Source organism: Mucilaginibacter sp. A5337 (assembly GCF_059690695.1).
This window is the reverse complement of the sequence record NZ_JCAWEC010000012.1, coordinates 76,261-94,447: the sequence shown is the minus strand read 5'-3', so window position 1 is coordinate 94,447 and position 18,187 is coordinate 76,261. Positions and strand designations below refer to the sequence as shown.

The window sequence follows — 18,187 nt, the reverse complement described above, 5'->3', positions numbered from 1 at the left end:
TACATTAATCAAACCAAAGGTTACAAAATTCAAACATTTCGGAACGAACTTGGTGTTTGCCGGGTTTGTTTTTTGAAAAAGTTATTGAAATGAGTAGGCTCTTCAAAGCCCAGGCAGTAGCCAATTTCAGAAATATTCCAGTCGGTATGCCTTAATAATGATTTGGCTTCGCTCAGCAGCCTGTCGGCAATATGGTCAGTAGTGGTTTTGCCGGTAGTTTCGCGGATGGCCCTGTTGAGGTGATTTACATGTACTGAAAGCCGCTGCGCAAAATCATTGGCAGAGCGCAGTGAAAACCGTTGCGACGGTGTTTCAATAGGAAACTGACGCTCCAGCAACTCGGTAAACACCGATGTTATCCGCGATTTAGCGTCAACGTGCTTATAAACATTTTCAGATGGCTCTGTTTTAAGCGCATAATAAATTAATTCGGTAACATAATTGCGCAGTAAATCATATTTAAAAGCATATTCGGTATTGATCTCGGTCAGCATTTTCTGAAAAAGAGCAGTTACATAGGCATCCTGCTCATCATTTAAGGCATACACAGGCTTGGCGTTAAGACCAAATACCGGAAACTCACTTAAGCCGGTACGGAACTTTTCCAGGAAAAACTCTTCGGTAAATATGCAGAAGAAACCGGTGCGGTCATCAGACATATGTTCAAATGTGTAAGGCACCATAGCGCTGAAAAACATCAGCGTTGTGCCCGAAAGCTTAATGCTTTTATCGGCATAGTGAATGATATTGTCGCCGCGCATCATACTGATCTTATAAAAGGTACGGCGACTATAAATTACCTGCTTCGCATTAGGGCCAATGCAATCCTCAATCCGGAATACATTAAAGTGCCCTATGTTTTGCTGTAGGTTATTGGGTAGCCAGTTAACCTTCTTTTGATAAAAATCCTCAAGTGTTTCTGCTTTCGACATAATTCAAAGTTACAAAAATCAAACCGGGGTGTCAAGTAGGGGTATTGCAGCGAGATAATTGTAAAAAGCTTGCTGTAAAAAATAAAAGCCTCCCAACCTTGCGTCGGGAGACTTTCAACCTAAACCTTATCACAATTAAACCGGTAAGTTTACCAGTTCGTTGTTGTTATTACAATCACTGTGCCAAAACCCGAAACTTTTTAAATTTTTTGTTAATGTATCCTTGTTGATACATTAACAATAGGTTAAAAGGGAATTTACTTTACAAAAAGTGTGTAGATAAGTGTCAAAAAGACACTGTGACATTATTTGGCATTACAGAAAAGTGAACACTTTACGCCTCTTTTGCAGCTTTTTTTCTACGCAGGTAACTATCGGTTAAAAATAGCGCCAAAATTACATCAAACACGAAAAAACTTTTCATTAAAGGACTATTGAAAATACTGCTTGCTGAAGGCAGTTTTAAATTTGAAGGTAGCTTAACATCCAAGCCACTGAACAAATTGCCCGAAATCCGGACATTTGAAAGTATAATTACAAGCAATGCCAATATGCTCAGCACAAAAAATGCTGCAATGCCCAATATTATTTTTTTATTGATGGTCGACTTTAATGGCGTCAACTGCTCGGCCCTGATGGCTTCCAGTACATTATAACTAAAGGCCATTGATGGCTCATCAAGCTCCATATTGGCAAACTCCTGGTTTAGCACAAGCAACTCGGTATACTTTTGCTTGTATACCTCGTCTGTTTCAATAAGCCGGGCAATGGCTTCCTGCTCTGCCGGAGCGCAGGTACCATCAATATAGTTCCAAAGTTGTTCTTCGATGGTGTTCATATCAGTTCTTTCACCTCGTGTTTTAAATTGCGCTCCAGCTTTTCTTTCAAACGCTGGCGCGCTCTAAATAGTTTAACCTTAACGGTATTTGTTTCAATACCCATTGTTTGGGCAATTTCTTCTAACGATTGCTCCCCCTTATAAAACAGGGTAATAATAGTTGCATCATCGGGTAGCAATTGCTCAATAGCCTGGTTCAGGTAATATGACCGCGATTTATTTTCTACATTATTGGTATCATATGCCGATTCATGGCTTTCAACCTGTACAAATGTTCCCTCATCATCAATCGAATCGGTATCTACCCGTTTCTTTCTTAAAAATGTCATGGCTGTAGTATAAACTATACTATAAAGCCATGTACTAAATTTCGATTGCCCCTGAAACGATGCCAGCGAGCGGTAGGCTTTCACAAAACAATCCTGAGCAATCTCTTCAGCATCTTCCCGGCCTTTGGCAAAGCGCATAGCCAGCGTAAAAACAAAACGCTGGTGCCGCTTAACCAAATCTGCATAGGCAAATTGGTTACCCGCCAGGGTTTGCTCAATAAGTTCGATATCTGAAAGCTTGCTTTGCATTATATAACCTCTGTGACTACGCCTTAACAGATCGGGTTACACCTATATGTAAATATAATTTATTTTGATGGGAATGGTGTCGTGGTATGGCATTGCTTTTATGGCACAAAGGCACAAGCCGTCCATGCCCATACCAGCCACACAAGACTTGCGCCAGACGAGGGAACGCCATAGTCTAAACTCGAATTAAACGAATTTTCAGAATTTATAGAATTTACTTGGCATTCTGTTAATTCTTTAATTCAAAAAAATTCGAGTTCAGACAAACTTGCTAATCTCTAATCACCAACCACTAATCTCTATCATGGCGTTGCCTGCGGCCGGGCTTTACGCTCATACGCCTGCAGGCATTACGCTCCCGGCCGGTATCCGCTTCAATCCCTAACGCAAATTTGGGTTCAGTTAAAGTTTTGTTGTCCAAACTCAAACTCCCAAATACACACCCTTTATTCGTAACATACGCCCAAACATTCAATCCTATAATTTTGTATTTTTACATTTAATATAAGGGAGTACTGCACGTTGATGGATGATAACAGGTTAAATATTTTAAATGAGTCGAACAGGATGCTCAGCAAGCTTCAGCTGCTGTCGGTGTTTTTTGAAGAGGACCTCATTTACAAACTCTACCTGCGTACCCAGGTTATCCATAAGCTTTTTGAAACCAATCCCGAGATCGATATCAACAAACTGGAGCTTTTTCACGTACAATTTACCGCCAGCCTGGTAGATCTGCTCCGGAAGATCAAAAAAAACAACGAGAACAATGTGAGCCTTGTGCTTGATGAGATCCAGCTTACCAAAGAGATGATTGATCAAATGGATGACAATGCACTCACCGAACAGGATTTTAAAATTGACAAACAACGTCAAGCCTTGAAAGTAAACCTTTCATTGCGGAAACTTTACCAGGTACTTTCAGATAATTCAAACGATTACCCTTTCTCTAAAAACATCAATGCTTTTAGTCTGCGGTATGGGTCCGACTTCTTTTATAATATAACGCCAGAGCTTTATAACGAACTGGTGCAGTATAATTATAACGATACCTATCATAATACTAACGCTATTATTCAGCGCAAACTGATGGGTGTGTTATTGAAACGCGAATTCCGCACCGAGTTTTACTGCGGCTTAAAGGCCGGAAACCTCATACTGGAAGTGTATAAATTTATGGATGAAGACAGATACTTTTTATTTTCGCCTGCCAATAATTTATTCCTATTTTGCGACGTAACAAAGCTTTCGGGCGTAGAGAGTAATAGCAATCTGTCTAAAAAAGAAAAACTGGCGCATGAGCTGCAGGATAAAATTGATAAACTGCAAAGCGATGTGGTAACGATGAAATCATATATGCCACCCGAAATAAAATCCCTGTTAGCCGAAAACTATAAAAAAATAGCCGACATCAACTTTTTACAAAGCCTGAGCGATGTTGATGTGCAAGCCAACATTTTAAAAGCAATGCTTAATACCGATATCATATAATTTATGGAGTTTTTACACTATGTGCTTGGCCCCGACCTGAAGGCCGGCGTCCTTATTATTTTAAACCTGATTGTTATTGAGAGCCTGCTCTCTGTTGATAATGCTGCCGTACTGGCTACCATGGTGCTCGACCTGCCGCCGCACCAGCGTAAAAAAGCCTTGCGTTACGGCATCATCGGCGCATACGTTTTACGTGGTGTTTGTTTGTTTTTAGCAGCCTGGCTGGTATCTGTTTGGTGGTTAAAACCACTTGGCGGTTTATACCTCATTTATTTATGCTTCAACTATTTTAAAGGTAAATTCTCAGCCGGCGATGGTGATGGAGAAGAGGAATCTGTTGATAAAAACAAAAACTGGCTTTACCGTTCAACTGTAGGTTTGATAGGTAATTTATGGGCAACCATCGCCTTAGTTGAGCTGATGGACCTTGCCTTCTCTATCGACAACGTTTTTGCGGCAGTGGCTTTTACCGATCATAAAATGCTGATCTATATCGGCGTGTTCATTGGCATCCTGGCTATGCGTTTTGTGGCGCAGGCTTTTGTAAGGCTGATGGAAAAATTCACCTTCCTGGAAACTGTGGCTTTTATTGTGATCGGCGTGCTGGGGATTAAACTGTCCTCATCATTATATGTTCACTTTTTCCCCGAAGCCGGATTTTCAAAACTGATGGAGGGCGAAAGCGCTGATATTTTCACTTCAGTATTTACCGTGGCTATATTTATTATCCCGGTACTTACATCACTGCTGTTCAACTTCCCTAAAAGACATACCATTGAGCCCGAAGTTGCCGAAGCAGCAGAGGATGTGCTGGATAAGCAGTAGTGTTCAGTTGGCAGTTTTGAGTTGGCAGTGTGCAGTAAGTGAATGGAAAGTTTAAAAAAAAAACGGGCTCGCGCGATTCCCTCCCCCGGGAGGGTGTAGGAAGGGATTTCTTGCACCATGCATGATTTTGCACGGTGCATAAACCCCTCCCTGCCACAACACAGACAGCCGCACCCCTCCCGAGGGAGGGAATGAAAATATTACTTAACGATATAAATTAAATGTTCCTAAATAAAACAATAGCGTCCATCTTCGGCATCGGCTTTTTAAAAGGCGGGGGCACCTATGCAGCCATTGTTACCTGCGGCTTTATCTGGCTGCTGTGGCAAAGCCCGGCGCTGCAAAACCCGTGGTACCTGTTTGTTATTACCATATTTATTACCGCGCTCGGCGTATTTGTAGGTAACAAAGTTGAACCTGATTGGGGCGAAGACAGTTCGCGTGTAGTAATTGATGAAGTTGCCGGAATGCTGATAGCCATGCTTTTTATTCCCGCTAACATATATTTCCTTTTAGCCGGGTTGGTACTGTTTCGCTTTTTTGATATTGTGAAACCGCTTGGTGTTCGCAAAATGGAAGATCTGGGCGGCGGTTTAGGTGTGATGATGGACGATGTGCTGGCTGGCGTTTATTCCAACACCCTGCTTTGGGTAGTGTATTTTGTTTGGATGAAGTTTGGAGCGCATTAATTCATAGAGCCTGCCGGGACGGGCACAAGTGAGCATCGCCACATCCCGCCACACAACACTTGCGCCATAGAAGGCGTGCCAGAGGTACACAACTACGGCGTTCCGTACCTCTGGCACGGTAATGTCGTATATGTTCATTGCTACAAACCTGTTCCCCCTCTGGGGGATTTTTGTTTAAGCCTTATAAATATCACTTCCTTTCCTGTAACAACCTCCCCCTGCCACCGTCTTATTTTTGTGTAGACAATTTTACAATATCACCTCAATAAAACATCTACCTTAGATTAAATGTTTAATTGCCGGTTTGTCACCGGCCAGTACCTGCAATGCCGCGCAAAACCCAAAAGGCAATACAGGTTTCACCAAAAAAATAACACATACTAAAATGGCTATTAACTTACAAAAAGGGCAGAAAATAGATATCGGCCTTTCAAAAATGACAGTTGGTTTGGGCTGGAACCCAAACGAAGGTACAGGTTATGATTTCGATCTTGACGTATCGGCCATCATGATCGATGCTAACAGACTGGTACCGCAGGATGAGTTTTTTGTGTTCTATAATAATGTCGACTCGCCCGAGCAATCGGTGCACCACACGGGCGATGATCCTACAGGCGGCAACAGTGACGGTGGCGACGATGAATCTATTACGGTTGACTTAACCAAAGTGGACGGCCGCATCCAGGAGATCCTTTTTGTGGTTACCATCCACGAGGCGCAGGCCCGCCGCCAGAATTTTGGACAGGTACGAGACTCATACATTCGTATATTAGATAACCAAACAGGCGCCGAAGTTTGCAAATATGAACTGGGCGAAGATTTTTCTATCGAAACAGCCATTGAGTTTGGCAGGTTGTACAAACGCGGCGGAGCATGGAAGTTTGAAGCATCGGGCGTAGGTTATAAAGAAGATCTCGCTTTCTTTTTAAGTAAATATTTCAAAGGGCAAATAATCAAATAAGGCAATGGCTATAAATTTGGTAAAAGGTCAAACAATTGACCTGCGTAAAAATGATAAAGGCGAAAGCTTCGACCTGTCATCAGTAACTATTGGTTTAGGTTGGGATGTACGTAAAAGCAACGGCGGCTTTTTAGGCAAGCTATTTGGCGGTGGCGAAGAGGCTGAATATGACCTGGATGCGATAGCATTTTTATTGGATAAGAACGGCAAAGTAGCCAATCGTGGTTATGCCAAGCAAACCGCCAATGGCCGCACCATTAATATGTTTGAGGGCGATGTGATCTACTTTAATTCTATGCATCATCCATCAGGTCACATTTGGTTAACCGGCGATAACCGTACCGGTGCGGGAGAAGGCGACGATGAGCAGATCATTGTTAAGCTTGATTCGCTTGATCCTAAGTATGACCGCATCCTGTTCCTGGTAGCAATTTACCAGGGGCGTAAAAACAACCAGCACTTTGGTATGGTGGAAAATGCTTTTATCCGGGCGGTTGATAGCCATGGTAAAGAGATCGCGAAATTTAGTCTCTCCGGCGATTCAACTTACAACGGTATGTGCTCTATGACCTTTGCCGAAGTATATCGCAAAGACGGCACCTGGAAATTCCGCGCCATCGGCGATCCGCATTCAACAGACAGCCTTTCTGAGTTGCTGAGGAACTATTAATATAAAACCATGTCATTGCGAGGAGGAACGACGAAGTAATCGCGAACTTTACAGGGCGAATATGCTTCCGTGCGATTGCCACGCTATCGCTCGCAATGACATGGTGGTTATTTACCATCTACCTAAAAAACAATGTACCAGCACTATTCATTTGATCTTTGGCTTACGCTGATCAAATCAAATCCATACTTTAAGATAGAGCGCACCAAGATCTTTCACCGGGATTTTAATCTGGCGGGTAAAAGTATTGATGAGGTGGCACGGGCCTTCCGGCAGGTTGACCTGATGTGCAACGCGGTAAATGAGCGTACCGGCAAAAATATTGATGCTGATGAAATGTACCTGATGGTGATCAGCACAATTAATGATAACCAATACCCGCTTGCTGATGTTGACACCGATAAGCTTTATGCAGATATGGAAAAACTGCTGTTCTATTACCTGCCGGTGGTTTACTCGCCTGTAACAATTGATACGCTACAGCATCTAAAACAGAAAGGCGATTGCTCATTGAGTATTTTAAGTAATACAGGTTTTATAAAGGGAGAAACGCTCCGCAAGGTGATGGTTAAGTTAGGGCTGGCAGACTTTTTTAACTTCCAGATATATTCGGATGAGGAAGGAATGTCAAAACCCAACCGGGGGTTGTTCAACCTGATGGTGCAAAAAGTTAAAGATTGTAACGAACCGAAGCAGATAGGCCTCACAGAAATTATACATATAGGCGACAACCCGGCAGCAGATATAACAGGGGCTAATGACGCAGGTCTCAATAGCTTGCTCATCAATTCAAACAACTTATCCATTTTAACCTTATTAAGTTCATGAAAGCTACCTACTCGTTACATCACATCAACAGCGCAACTCATTTTGGTTTCGATGCCGATGATTACAGTCGCTTTAAGTTTGGCGATGGTGAGGTATCCAGCTATTTTGGTACCGACCTGGCCGATGGTTTTATTGCAACGCATTTAAGTAAACAGCCGATAAAGCAACAAATAGTAGTGATCTCGAGCCCGTACTCGTTTATCCCTACGGCTACTTTTGCTATGAAAAATCATTTTGTTTGCAGGCTTAACCGCTGGCTGGCTAATCACGGTTACCCGGTGGTACAGGAAACAAAGGTTCATCGCACCATAACTTATAAAGAAGATTATGGGGAACTGGATGCCGAACAAAGGATCAATTTAATTGGTAACGATTCATTTCATATTGATAAGGATTTCCTTACCGGCAAAACACTGCTGTTTTTGGATGATATCAAAATAACCGGCAGCCACGAGCGTATGATCATGAAAATGGTTGATGAGTACGGCTTACAGAACGATATTTATATGCTGTACTTTGCCGAACTGGTGAACAAAAACATCCACCCCAATATTGAGAATTATCTCAATTACCATCACGTCAAAAACATCTATCATTTAGATGATATCATTAAAGGCGATGATTTTTGCATCAATACCCGCATAGTAAAATATATTTTAAATTACGATCACGAAAGTTTTTGCATTTTTATACAGGATCAAGGCAGCAATTTCATAAACTTGTTGTACGATATGGCTTTAGGGAATGGTTATCATACCATTGAAGCCTATGCGCCTAACTTAAACTTTATTAAACAAAACCTATTAATAAACAATAATAAACTAATTCAGCATGGCAATTAACTTGCAAAAAGGCCAAAGGGAAACCATTGGTGCCCCTAAATTTACCATAGGCCTTGGTTGGGATACAAACAGCTCATCAACAGGCTCGGCCTTTGACCTGGATGCCTCGGTGTTCATCATGAGCGATAACAAAAAAATACTGGCCGACGAATTTTTCGTTTTTTACAATAATTCAAAATCACCGGACGGTGCCGTTGAGCATACCGGCGATAACCTGACCGGCGCAGGTGATGGCGACGACGAGCAGATCATTGTCGATCTGTCAAAGATCGATCCGCGTGCTACCGAGATCTGTATTGTGGTAACGATTCATGAGGCCGAGAGCCGCCGCCAGAATTTCGGGCAGGTGCGCAACTCTTTCGTTCGCATTTTTGATTCGGCTACCAATGTCGATATTTTGAAATATGAGCTGGAAGAAGATTTTTCGATAGAAACCGCCGTTGAGTTTGGCCGTATCTACAAAAAAGACAATAACTGGAAATTTGAAGCTGTAGGCGCAGGCATGAAGGGTGGCCTGCAGGATTATTTAAACAAATACAACTAAAAATATGGCTATCAATCTTCAAAAGGGGCAAAGGATCAGCCTTGAAAAAAGTAACGGCAGCAAATTACAAAATGTATGCGTTGGAATAAATTGGGGTGCCATTGAAAAGAAAGGCCTGTTTGGCTTTGGTACCACCAAAGAAGCTGTTGACCTTGATGCCAGCTGCATTTTGTATAACGACAGCAAACAGCTGATAGATGTGATCTACTTTGGCAACCTGCGCTCAAAAGATCATTCTGTAAGGCACAGCGGCGACGACCTTACCGGTGACATGGCCGGTAACGATGGCCTGGACAATGAAGTCATCACTGTTGACTTTGGTACGCTGAGCCCAACTGTAAACTACGTGGCCTTTGTATTGAACAGCTTCCGCGGCCAGGATTTTGGTACTATCCCATTTGCGTCTATCCGCATTTATGAAGGTACGCCAACCCGCGTTAACGAGATCTTCGCTACTTATGACATTGCGCACAGCAAAGATTTTGCAGGCCACGTATCCATGGTTATGGGCGTATTTTACAAAAAGAACGGCGAGTGGAAATTTAATGCCATTGGCGAGCCAACCCGCGACCGCAAGCTGGAAGAAACGGTGAAAACTGTAACTGCAACCTATTTATAAAAGTTAAAAAGTCATTGGTCTTGAGTATTAAGCCTGATGGCTTTTAACATGAACTAATTAAGTACTGCTAAATCATTAACAATAAGATTATGGAAAGTGCACCAAACAATGATGAACTAAATCTGAATATACCACCGCTGATCACTCCAACCAACCTGGATCTTCCGGCAGCAGCTTCACCGGCCAGCAATGTGCCTATGAAGGTAGATAAGCAGGGCAATGTAAACCTTGATGCTATACCAAGCCAGGATTTGCAAAAGTATGGTGACATGGGTAAGGATATCAATCCGGCCGATGTTAACTCGATACTGAACTACGGTGTTGAGGTACAAAACTCAATGGAGAAGTACAGCAACAATTTCCTTACTTCGGTACGCACCTATAACTCGGGCGAAGTAGGCGGCCTAATCAACGAATTGCTTACCGAGCTTAACTACATTGATGTTGATGAGCTTAACCAAAACGCGTTCACCTCATTTATATCACATATTCCATTCATGAAAAAGCTGGTAGTTGATACCAAAAAGCTTTTTCAGAAATACGATACCGTGGTTAACAACATCGATAAGATCACCAATAAGATCAAGGCCGGCCGTGTTAACTCTTTGAAGGATAACAGCTCGCTGCAAACCATGTTTGACAGCAACGTTACCTACATTAAGCAAATGGAAGACCTCATCATCGCCGGACAGCTCAAATACAATGAGCTTAACGAAAAGCTGGCTGTGATGGACGGTAACCCAACAGGTTACCAGGATTATGAAATTGCCGATCTGCGCGATTTTGTGAACCGTTTGGATAAGCGCCTTGCCGATCTGAAAGTGGTGCGCTTTATCATGCTGCAATCGCTGGCCCAGATCCGTGTGGTGCAGAATAATAATACCACCATTGCTGAAAAAGCACAATCTATTGTGTCAACCACTATTCCGGTTTGGAAAAACCAGCTCACCATAGCTGTAGCGCTCAACCGTCAAAAGGAGAACGTGGAGATGCAGAAAAAGATCTCAGATACTACCAATACCATTTTACAAAAGAATGCCGAAATGCTGAAACAAAACAGCATTGACGTAGCCCGTGAAAATGAAAAAACAGTAGTGTCATTAGATACATTGAAAAAGACCACCTCATCGCTCATTGAAACCCTTACCGAGGTTAAACGCATTCACGACGAAGGCACTGCCAACCGCCGTACCCTGAATACCGAACTCCAAAACCTGGAAACAGAGTTGAAAAAGACGGTAACGAGTGTGAGTTAACGTTTGGTATTATAATTAAAAAGGGTGTCATGGGTAGCGCGTCGAAGCATGGTGGGTCGGGCCTCTGCGCACGAGTCTTCGACAGGCTCAGGCTGACAGCCCCATTTTGTCATGCAGGTCGTAATGGAGCATCTTCTTCGCTAAGCATAACTGCACCAAAAACTTACGAAGTTTTTAAAACTTCGTAAGTTTGGAAAGGGCCGCCCTTTTACCATATTTATTAATAACCTCGGCTAACATCAAATTAGGCACCCAGCTTAAAAAGGCTATAATGAGGTAATTATTATGAAAGTTTACACCGTTACCCAAAACGGTAAACAGCCAGATATAAAAGCGTAAAGTAACCGCGCCGAAGGCGAGGGCATAGCTCCGGTTCATCATTTTGATATGCTCATCAATACGCCCCTTTTTTACCAGCAGAAAAGCAGCCATTGTAAAAGCTACCCACAATGTATTCTGTAATAAAAAAGATATGAATACGCCCGTACCCCGGTTTATAAAAAGCGTCATAATATATGCGCCCGGTGCGGCGAAAAACAATACGCCAAATACATATAATTTCCCTAATGACCGGTGAAGCGCTTTGTTATTGTACACCTTTTTTGAAAACTGAAAGAATCCGGCAAGCAGGATCATGCTGCTGCCTATAATATGGCAATAAAAAGCGGGCAGGTACCAGCCGGTTTTAACAGCGGCTTCCTTAATATGCAAAAAGTAGGAATCATGATTAAAATCCCAGTACTGAACAAACGTACCGGCACACAATATCAACACCCAGAAAAAGGCAAAATATCTTAATATGCGGGCGGTGATGCTCATTTTGCAGCAAGTACATTGGGCTTTATTGCCGGCAGGCCTTTTAACTTTTGATCAATCCACTGAATGTTATACTTATCAATCTCAGTAAGCGAATCCTGAACGCTGACGTTTTCTGATTTATAATGTCCGTAAAATTGTTGTTCGAACATCTCTGTCCAGCGTTTGTCTTTAAACTTGTAGTTATAGTCGGCATAGATTTCGTTTTTCATATATCGCAGCACTTCTGGTGAAATTGCACCGCTGCTTGTCATTTCATATCGACCATCGACCATCTTATAGCAAACGTAACAGCCATCAATAAAATGATTATCCATTTTACGGAATTTAGTAAATGCAAAAACCCTTTTTGTGTTCATCGTTTCCTCCACCTTGCCGTTTTGGATTTTTAACAGGTGAAATACCGGCAGCTCATTTAGATACGTGTTGTTATATAATTCAATACTACCAACAGATGTTACTTTAACCTCCAATAACGAATCACTGAGCGCATTGATGTTAAACTCATTGCAACGACCGCTGAATTCGCCGCCACCTTCTTCTGTATTAATATCGGTATTGATCCGGTAACCATACAGTTTATTATTCTTGTTATCAATAAGCACCATGTTGTTGCTGTCATAAAATTCCGAACGGCCACCTATAAAATAATCGCGGATAGAGTAATAAGCACTTTGGATCCAGTTATTGCTGCTTGCCACCGTTTCGTTTACGGGCAGTGCCCTCGCTTTTACAATGTACTGGCTGCTCGACTCTTCAAAATAAACATGGTTTCGCAACGGGTTTTTAAATTGTTTAATTCCTGAAATTAAATGCAGATCATCAAGATATGAAGGAGGGATGTAAATAGCGCCGTGTTGCTCTTTTGAATTAAACTCGGTAATGCCACCCGCCGGACTTTGATTTAAGGTGAATGAAGCCGGTTGCTTAAGTTTACCGAAAATATCCTTCACCCTGATATCTGCCTTTTCCGAAACGGAGTAATCGCCTTTCAGCCAGAAATAGTCATCACCTTTCCTGACGGCAGCAATGTTTTCGGCATCGCTCAGAGGGAATATTTGGTCATATTCAACAGGTAACACCATTTTACCGTTAAGGTCATAAAAGCCACGTTTGTGATCTTTTTCTACTTCAACAAGGTTTGAAAAGGTTCCGCCAATAGTATATACAAGATCATATTCAGCCGGGATGATCTCCTTATAGTCAGGACCTACCAATCCCATTTTATAAGTTTTTGCAGTATCTTTTTCCTCTTGAAATTGATCACCAAAATCCCATTTGCCCTTTACCACATAAAAATAAGTTTGATCTTTAACGTGGCTAAACCAAATCACACTATCATATTTGGTCTTTAAGTTATTAGCATCGGCAAAAGCCTTTAAAGTTGCCGCACTGTAAATCTCTTTATCACTGTAGTTCTTTTGCCAGGCACTGCTTTTATAAGCGATATAATCAGTCATGAAGATGGTGCCGTCAACCTGGTAAATTTTGTATTTATTATTCTCATCTTTTTGAATGGTGAATGTTAAGCTGCTCACCTTGCTGCTAAGATGATCACCACTGAATGTTACAGGCACGGTAGCTAAAGCGAGCGTGGAATTGGTAAACGTAATGGTGCTTTGGTCAACGTTCAACTCCAGCTTAAACGATGTTTCAGGATCTTCAGCTTTGTTGATCAGCGCTGTGATTAGCCGGTTAACAGGCTCACTGTTTTGTTTACCCGAAAAATATGCGAGCAATGAGTCGCGGTTACCTTTAACTATTTGTTGATTGAAATTTTTTAAGAACTGTGTTATATCGCCCTGTTTTGGAGATGAAGCGATCTTTCCTTTGAATAAAAAGTATCCGCCAACGGCTAAAATGACTACAGAAACTGCAATAATGAGGATAGGTTTGGTTTTCATACAACCAAGGTAACGTATTTTTTGAAATAGCAAAAATGCGCTAAAATCCTTATAAATAACACTATAAATATTACATATATCACACAATAAATTATATAGCTAAAATCTATATTGCATCAATTATAAGTATTCGGGAGGCGGTTTAAAATTTCTATATTTGCATAAACATTAAAAGAAATATCAAAATATGTTAACCATAGGACAAAAATTCCCCGAATTTTCTAAAACAGCAGTAGTAAGCCTTGAAAAAGGTAAAGAGTTTGAAACCCTTACTTCTGAGTATTTAACCAACGATGATAACGTTTGGACTGTAATGTTCTGGTGGCCAAAAGACTTTACTTTTGTTTGCCCTACTGAAATTGCCGAATTCAACAAAAACTTTGGCGAATTCCGCGACCGTGAAACCCGTTTGATCGGTGCTTCTACTGATTCTGAATTTGTTCACGCTGCCTGGAGAAGAGATCATGATGATCTGCGCGATTTGAAATTCCCTATGCTTGCTGACACTTCAAAATCATTGGCTGAAGATTTAGGTATTTTAGAACCAACTGAAAAAATTGCTTACCGTGCTACTTTCATCGTTGACCCACAAGGTATCATCCGTTGGGTATCTGTTAACGACCTGAGCGTTGGCCGTAACGTGAAAGAAGTATTACGTGTACTTGACGGTTTACAAACTGACGAACTTTGCCCTTGCAACTGGGAAAAAGGTCAGGAAACTTTAACAGTATAATCATACAACAGATAATTGTCCCCGTACTGGATTTCGGTGCGGGGATTTTTTACACCCTTTTTTAAGTGTTTTATATGTAGAGACGCATAATTGCGTCTCCCCGTAGCACAGCCGTCTGCAATATTCGCCTCCGTAATTTGCATGCGGGAGACGCAATTATGCGTCTCTACAGGAAAATAAAAAATAACCCCGAAAAAAAATGAACGAAAGTACCGAAGTGATCCAGGAGATACTTGAAAGTATCGGATTAGATAAAAGCTACCGCACCGCGAGCCTTACCCTTTTAGAAACAGGTGAATCACGTTACCTGCGCGATCTGAAGCTGAACTTTACCAGCACCCTTACATCAGCACACTTAACCAACAAAGAATGCGCCCTGTTGGGTTTAGCTACTGCGGCTAACAACAATAACGTACCACTTACCAATTTCTTTACCAAATACGCTAAAGAAAACGAAGCTACTGATGCCGAAATTGGCGAAGCTGTTGGTTGTGCCTCATTACTGGCGTCAAATAACATATTTTACCGTTTCAGGCATTTTACCCAAAAGGAAAAATACACCCAGATCCCTGCCCGCATCCGCATGCAGTTAATGATGAAACCTGTAACCGGTAAAGAATTTTTTGAACTGGCCAGTTTAGCTGTATCGGCAATTAACGGCTGTGAAATGTGCGTGAATGCACACGAGGATTCGCTTATAAAATTAGGCACTACCGAAGAACGTATTTTTGATGCCGTACGTATAGCATCGTTGATTACAGCTACCGGTAAAGTTATATTTTAACAAGCTTAGCATACTTTAATAATGAAAAAGGCATGAAACAATAAAATTTCATGCCTTTTTCATAAATAGTATTTTATTGCCCAATAAAATTTGCGTTTTTTAATTAAAATCCAGTAAATTTATACCTTAAGATTAAACAAACCCTGATCGCAATATTTAAATATGTTGTTTATGCAGGGCGAGTAACTTAAATTTTAATTGTTAATTTTTTTTGGGGAAAGCCGTTCCGGTAATAGTGGAACGGCTTTTATCATTTTAGTGCGAATCGGCAACAGCTTTGAGCTTTTTAAACGGCTGCAAATAAAGCAGCGGAATCGAAAACAACATCACCAGGCCCGAAATCCAATAAGCATCGTCATAAGTTAGCAACAGCGTTTGCCTTGTAACCATACCTTCTATGGCCTGATAAGCCATGTGGGTAGCATCAATCATCGACTTACCTTTAGCCATGAAGCCTTGCGTAAGCATATGCAAGCGATCATTAAAAGGGTTATTATATGGATTGATGTTTACCAGCAGATTGTTACGGTGTACGCCCTGGCGGATGTGGATAATGGTAGTCAGCGTAGCAATACCGAACGAACCGCCTAACTGGCGCATCATATTGTTCAAACCAGATCCCTGGCCTAATTCCGGGCCTTTCAAATCGGCCATAGCCAGTGTAGTAAGCGGCACGAACAATAAAGCCATACCCACACCGCGGATCAATAGCGGTACTAATACGTCTTTTTCGCCTGTAGCCAGCGTTGAACCGCTAAGCATGTGTGTAAATACGTAAAACAAAAACATGCCCGCTGTAGCCATAAATTGGGCCGGTATGCCTTTATTGAGCATCTTACCTATAAACGGCATCATCACAATGGTACACAAACCACCCGGGAACAATAATTCACCTGTTTGCTGGGCATTAAAACCAAGCAGGTTTTGACAAAACACAGGGAACACGAACACCGAGCCGTACAAGCCAAACCCGAGTATAAACGACGTGAACATCCCCACGGCAAAACTTCGGTGCCGCAAAATGCTGAAATTTACTATCGGGTGCTCCGTACTCATTTCGCGCCAGATAAACAATATAGTTCCCAATACAGCCGATATGGTTAACACCAGGATGTATGGCTTAGCAAACCAGTCTTCGCTTTCACCTTTTTCAAGTACGGTTTGCAAGCTACCTACTGCAATAGCCAGCAGGATGATACCCCACCAGTCAACCGGCTTTCCTTTAGCATCCTTAGGCGTTTCCCGCACGAAGGTGTAAGTACAAAATGCGGCTAACGCACCCACAGGTATATTCACGTAAAAGATCCATGGCCATGAGTAGTTTTCAACAATCCAGCCACCAATAGTAGGGCCTACCGTTGGGCCTACAACCGCTCCCAAACCAAACAATGCAGTTGCTGTGCCTATCTGCTCACGTGGCCAGGTTTCAAGCAATATAGCCTGCGCAGTCGAAATCAAACCACCACCGGCAATACCCTGAATAATCCTGAATAGTACCAGCTCATCCATGCTGTGCGCGTTACCACATAAAAATGATACAATGGTAAACACGATGATAGATGCCATGAAATAATTTTTACGCCCAAAACGGCCGCCCAGCCAACCCGACATGGGCAATATGATTACGTTTGCTACCGCATACCCGGTAACTACCCAGGCCACATCCTCAAGGGTTGCACCAAGGTTACCCTGTATGTGAGGCAACGCTACGTTAACGATGGTGGTATCAATCAGCTCCAGTAACGAAGCTGTGATCACCGTAATGGTGATGATCCACTTTTTAAAGCCAGTTTCAGCCATAATATTATTCTTTAATTACTGATACGTTTACGCTCATACCCGGGCGTAATTTTGCAAGCTCTTCTTTAGTGCCGTTAATTTTAATTTTTACTGGCACACGTTGTACAACTTTTACGAAGTTACCTGTAGCATTATCCGGAGGAAGCAGGGAGAATTTAGCACCTGTAGCAGGCGAAAAATTGTAAACCTGGCCTTCCAGTTTCATGTCAGGATAAGCGTCAACTTCAATTTCAACTTTTAAACCGTTTTTGATGTTGGTAAGCTGAGTTTCTTTATAGTTGGCTGTAATGTAAAGGCTGTTGTCATTCACAATTGAGAACAAAGTTTGACCAGCCTGAACCAGCTGACCTAACTGTACATTCTTTTTAGATGCCAAACCACTTGCAGGTGATTTTACCAGGGTATAGCTCAACTGCAGTTTAGCGTAATCAATATCAACCTGCCTTTGTGATACACCAGTGTGGGTAACAGCTAACTGGCTGCGGGTAGTACCAATTTGCTCAACAGCGGCTTTGTACTGATCCTGTGATGCTTTATAATTTGCTTTAGCAACATCAAGGTCGGCTTTAGCCTGGTCAAATTGTTGTTGGGTTACTGATCCGTCTTTTACCAGGTTGGCATAACGGTCGTAATCTTTTTGTACTTTTTCTAAGTGAGCAGCATTTGATGCAACCTGAGCTTTAGCGCCTGCAGAATTTGCTTCGTTAGCAAAGATCTGTGACTGGTTTACATTGATACCAGCACTTGCGCCAACCTGTGCAGCCTGAGCCTGCTCTAATTTTACTTTATAGTCGCGGTCATCAATTTTAACCAGCGGCTGACCAACGTTTACATGGGTGTTTTCTTCAAAATAAATTGAATCAACATATCCGCCAACGCGGGCAACTACAGGGCTGATATCGCCGTCGACCTGCGCGTCATCAGTATCAATGTGTTTACTGAAGTAGATATATTCTTTTATACCGAAAATGATACCACCAATAAGTACAATGCCTAATATGATGGGGATAACTTTATTTTTCTTTTTCGGTTGTTCCGGTGTTTCTTGTTCCTTTGCCATTTTATTTAAAGGTTTGGTAT

General features: G+C 42.0%; 19 protein-coding genes. 12 read left to right on the top strand and 7 right to left on the bottom strand.

From position 1 onward, the window contains the following. Positions 1–29: 29 nt before the first annotated feature. The 3 genes from AC59JO_RS27825 to AC59JO_RS27815 form a co-directional block, all read right to left on the bottom strand. Positions 30–932 (bottom strand): helix-turn-helix domain-containing protein, encoded by a 903-nt coding sequence (locus AC59JO_RS27825; RefSeq protein ID WP_497309565.1) that lies wholly within the window; start codon positions 930–932, stop codon positions 30–32. Between the two features lie 334 nt (positions 933–1,266). After that, positions 1,267–1,770 carry an anti-sigma factor gene (locus tag AC59JO_RS27820; protein WP_497309563.1) on the bottom strand — a complete coding sequence of 168 codons (504 nt, stop codon included), beginning with the start codon at positions 1,768–1,770 and terminating at the stop codon, positions 1,267–1,269. Beyond that, positions 1,767–2,348 carry an RNA polymerase sigma factor gene (locus AC59JO_RS27815; RefSeq protein WP_110586394.1) on the bottom strand — a complete coding sequence of 194 codons (582 nt, stop codon included), beginning with the start codon at positions 2,346–2,348 and terminating at the stop codon, positions 1,767–1,769. The genes AC59JO_RS27820 and AC59JO_RS27815 overlap by 4 nt, the downstream gene beginning before the upstream one ends. A 525-nt stretch (positions 2,349–2,873) precedes the next feature. Between AC59JO_RS27815 and AC59JO_RS27810 the strand changes: the two genes are divergently transcribed. The 10 genes from AC59JO_RS27810 to AC59JO_RS27765 all read left to right on the top strand — a co-directional run bounded on the left by AC59JO_RS27810 (position 2,874) and on the right by AC59JO_RS27765 (position 11,070). Continuing rightward, entirely contained in the window at positions 2,874–3,836 is a 963-nt protein-coding gene (locus AC59JO_RS27810) for a hypothetical protein (protein ID WP_497309560.1), read from the top strand. A gap of 3 nt (positions 3,837–3,839) precedes the next feature. After that, complete coding sequence (locus AC59JO_RS27805; protein ID WP_413670295.1) at positions 3,840–4,661, top strand: TerC family protein; 822 nt, start codon at positions 3,840–3,842, stop codon at positions 4,659–4,661. A gap of 221 nt (positions 4,662–4,882) precedes the next feature. Further along, complete coding sequence (locus AC59JO_RS27800) at positions 4,883–5,350, top strand: phosphatidylglycerophosphatase A family protein (protein ID WP_497309558.1); 468 nt, start codon at positions 4,883–4,885, stop codon at positions 5,348–5,350. Positions 5,351–5,735: 385 nt separating this feature from the next. Further along, entirely contained in the window at positions 5,736–6,311 is a 576-nt protein-coding gene (locus AC59JO_RS27795; RefSeq protein WP_110586390.1) for a TerD family protein, read from the top strand. A gap of 4 nt (positions 6,312–6,315) precedes the next feature. Beyond that, a complete protein-coding gene (locus tag AC59JO_RS27790; RefSeq protein WP_497309556.1) occupies positions 6,316–6,981 on the top strand; it encodes a TerD family protein in 666 nt (221 codons plus the stop codon). Between the two features lie 132 nt (positions 6,982–7,113). Next, positions 7,114–7,809: an HAD family hydrolase gene (locus AC59JO_RS27785; protein ID WP_497309554.1), complete on the top strand. Its 696-nt coding sequence runs from the start codon at positions 7,114–7,116 to the stop codon at positions 7,807–7,809. Then, complete coding sequence (locus AC59JO_RS27780) at positions 7,806–8,651, top strand: phosphoribosyltransferase family protein (protein ID WP_497309552.1); 846 nt, start codon at positions 7,806–7,808, stop codon at positions 8,649–8,651. Before AC59JO_RS27785 ends, AC59JO_RS27780 begins: the two co-directional genes overlap by 4 nt. Beyond that, positions 8,641–9,195, top strand: a complete 555-nt coding sequence (locus AC59JO_RS27775) for a TerD family protein (RefSeq protein WP_497309550.1) — start codon at positions 8,641–8,643, stop codon at positions 9,193–9,195. The genes AC59JO_RS27780 and AC59JO_RS27775 overlap by 11 nt, the downstream gene beginning before the upstream one ends. Before the next feature lie 4 nt (positions 9,196–9,199). Then, positions 9,200–9,814 carry a TerD family protein gene (locus AC59JO_RS27770; RefSeq protein WP_413670300.1) on the top strand — a complete coding sequence of 205 codons (615 nt, stop codon included), beginning with the start codon at positions 9,200–9,202 and terminating at the stop codon, positions 9,812–9,814. An 89-nt stretch (positions 9,815–9,903) separates the two neighbouring features. Beyond that, positions 9,904–11,070 (top strand): toxic anion resistance protein, encoded by a 1,167-nt coding sequence (locus tag AC59JO_RS27765; RefSeq protein ID WP_497309548.1) that lies wholly within the window; start codon positions 9,904–9,906, stop codon positions 11,068–11,070. A gap of 174 nt (positions 11,071–11,244) precedes the next feature. On the opposite strand, the gene AC59JO_RS27760 is transcribed toward AC59JO_RS27765, so the two are convergent. Together AC59JO_RS27760 and AC59JO_RS27755 are read right to left on the bottom strand one after the other, a co-directional pair. After that, the gene (locus AC59JO_RS27760; protein WP_497309546.1) at positions 11,245–11,889 is read right to left on the bottom strand and encodes a DUF2306 domain-containing protein; all 645 of its coding nucleotides are present in this window, start codon (positions 11,887–11,889) and stop codon (positions 11,245–11,247) included. Further along, entirely contained in the window at positions 11,886–13,790 is a 1,905-nt protein-coding gene (locus tag AC59JO_RS27755) for a WG repeat-containing protein (RefSeq protein ID WP_497309544.1), read from the bottom strand. The genes AC59JO_RS27760 and AC59JO_RS27755 overlap by 4 nt, the downstream gene beginning before the upstream one ends. Positions 13,791–13,977: 187 nt before the next feature. Here AC59JO_RS27755 and AC59JO_RS27750 point away from each other — a divergent pair, with 187 nt between their 5' ends. After that, positions 13,978–14,523 carry a peroxiredoxin gene (locus AC59JO_RS27750; RefSeq protein ID WP_091172945.1) on the top strand — a complete coding sequence of 182 codons (546 nt, stop codon included), beginning with the start codon at positions 13,978–13,980 and terminating at the stop codon, positions 14,521–14,523. A gap of 199 nt (positions 14,524–14,722) precedes the next feature. Continuing rightward, on the top strand, positions 14,723–15,307 hold the full coding sequence (locus tag AC59JO_RS27745; RefSeq protein ID WP_497309542.1) for a carboxymuconolactone decarboxylase family protein: 585 nt from the start codon (positions 14,723–14,725) through the stop codon (positions 15,305–15,307). Positions 15,308–15,562: 255 nt separating this feature from the next. Here AC59JO_RS27745 and AC59JO_RS27740 read toward each other — a convergent pair whose 3' ends face one another. Both AC59JO_RS27740 and AC59JO_RS27735 read right to left on the bottom strand, forming a co-directional pair. Further along, on the bottom strand, positions 15,563–17,107 hold the full coding sequence (locus tag AC59JO_RS27740) for a DHA2 family efflux MFS transporter permease subunit (RefSeq protein ID WP_413670305.1): 1,545 nt from the start codon (positions 17,105–17,107) through the stop codon (positions 15,563–15,565). A gap of 4 nt (positions 17,108–17,111) precedes the next feature. Continuing rightward, a complete protein-coding gene (locus AC59JO_RS27735) occupies positions 17,112–18,167 on the bottom strand; it encodes an HlyD family secretion protein (RefSeq protein WP_413670306.1) in 1,056 nt (351 codons plus the stop codon). Positions 18,168–18,187 lie beyond the last annotated feature (20 nt).

Bases quoted from the DNA above. Each gene is read 5' to 3' on its own strand.
- AC59JO_RS27825 (WP_497309565.1), bottom strand. From the start codon at position 932: ATGTCGAAAGCAGAAACACTTGAGGATTTTTATCAAAAGAAGGTTAAC.
- AC59JO_RS27805 (WP_413670295.1), top strand. From the start codon at position 3,840: ATGGAGTTTTTACACTATGTGCTTGGCCCCGACCTGAAGGCCGGCGTC.
- AC59JO_RS27770 (WP_413670300.1), top strand. From the start codon at position 9,200: ATGGCTATCAATCTTCAAAAGGGGCAAAGGATCAGCCTTGAAAAAAGT.
- AC59JO_RS27815 (WP_110586394.1), bottom strand. From the start codon at position 2,348: ATGCAAAGCAAGCTTTCAGATATCGAACTTATTGAGCAAACCCTGGCG.
- AC59JO_RS27765 (WP_497309548.1), top strand. From the start codon at position 9,904: ATGGAAAGTGCACCAAACAATGATGAACTAAATCTGAATATACCACCG.
- AC59JO_RS27745 (WP_497309542.1), top strand. From the start codon at position 14,723: ATGAACGAAAGTACCGAAGTGATCCAGGAGATACTTGAAAGTATCGGA.
- AC59JO_RS27800 (WP_497309558.1), top strand. From the start codon at position 4,883: ATGTTCCTAAATAAAACAATAGCGTCCATCTTCGGCATCGGCTTTTTA.
- AC59JO_RS27820 (WP_497309563.1), bottom strand. From the start codon at position 1,770: ATGAACACCATCGAAGAACAACTTTGGAACTATATTGATGGTACCTGC.
- AC59JO_RS27740 (WP_413670305.1), bottom strand. From the start codon at position 17,107: ATGGCTGAAACTGGCTTTAAAAAGTGGATCATCACCATTACGGTGATC.
- AC59JO_RS27785 (WP_497309554.1), top strand. From the start codon at position 7,114: ATGTACCAGCACTATTCATTTGATCTTTGGCTTACGCTGATCAAATCA.
- AC59JO_RS27755 (WP_497309544.1), bottom strand. From the start codon at position 13,790: ATGAAAACCAAACCTATCCTCATTATTGCAGTTTCTGTAGTCATTTTA.
- AC59JO_RS27750 (WP_091172945.1), top strand. From the start codon at position 13,978: ATGTTAACCATAGGACAAAAATTCCCCGAATTTTCTAAAACAGCAGTA.
- AC59JO_RS27780 (WP_497309552.1), top strand. From the start codon at position 7,806: ATGAAAGCTACCTACTCGTTACATCACATCAACAGCGCAACTCATTTT.
- AC59JO_RS27775 (WP_497309550.1), top strand. From the start codon at position 8,641: ATGGCAATTAACTTGCAAAAAGGCCAAAGGGAAACCATTGGTGCCCCT.
- AC59JO_RS27760 (WP_497309546.1), bottom strand. From the start codon at position 11,889: ATGAGCATCACCGCCCGCATATTAAGATATTTTGCCTTTTTCTGGGTG.
- AC59JO_RS27810 (WP_497309560.1), top strand. From the start codon at position 2,874: ATGGATGATAACAGGTTAAATATTTTAAATGAGTCGAACAGGATGCTC.
- AC59JO_RS27790 (WP_497309556.1), top strand. From the start codon at position 6,316: ATGGCTATAAATTTGGTAAAAGGTCAAACAATTGACCTGCGTAAAAAT.
- AC59JO_RS27795 (WP_110586390.1), top strand. From the start codon at position 5,736: ATGGCTATTAACTTACAAAAAGGGCAGAAAATAGATATCGGCCTTTCA.
- AC59JO_RS27735 (WP_413670306.1), bottom strand. From the start codon at position 18,167: ATGGCAAAGGAACAAGAAACACCGGAACAACCGAAAAAGAAAAATAAA.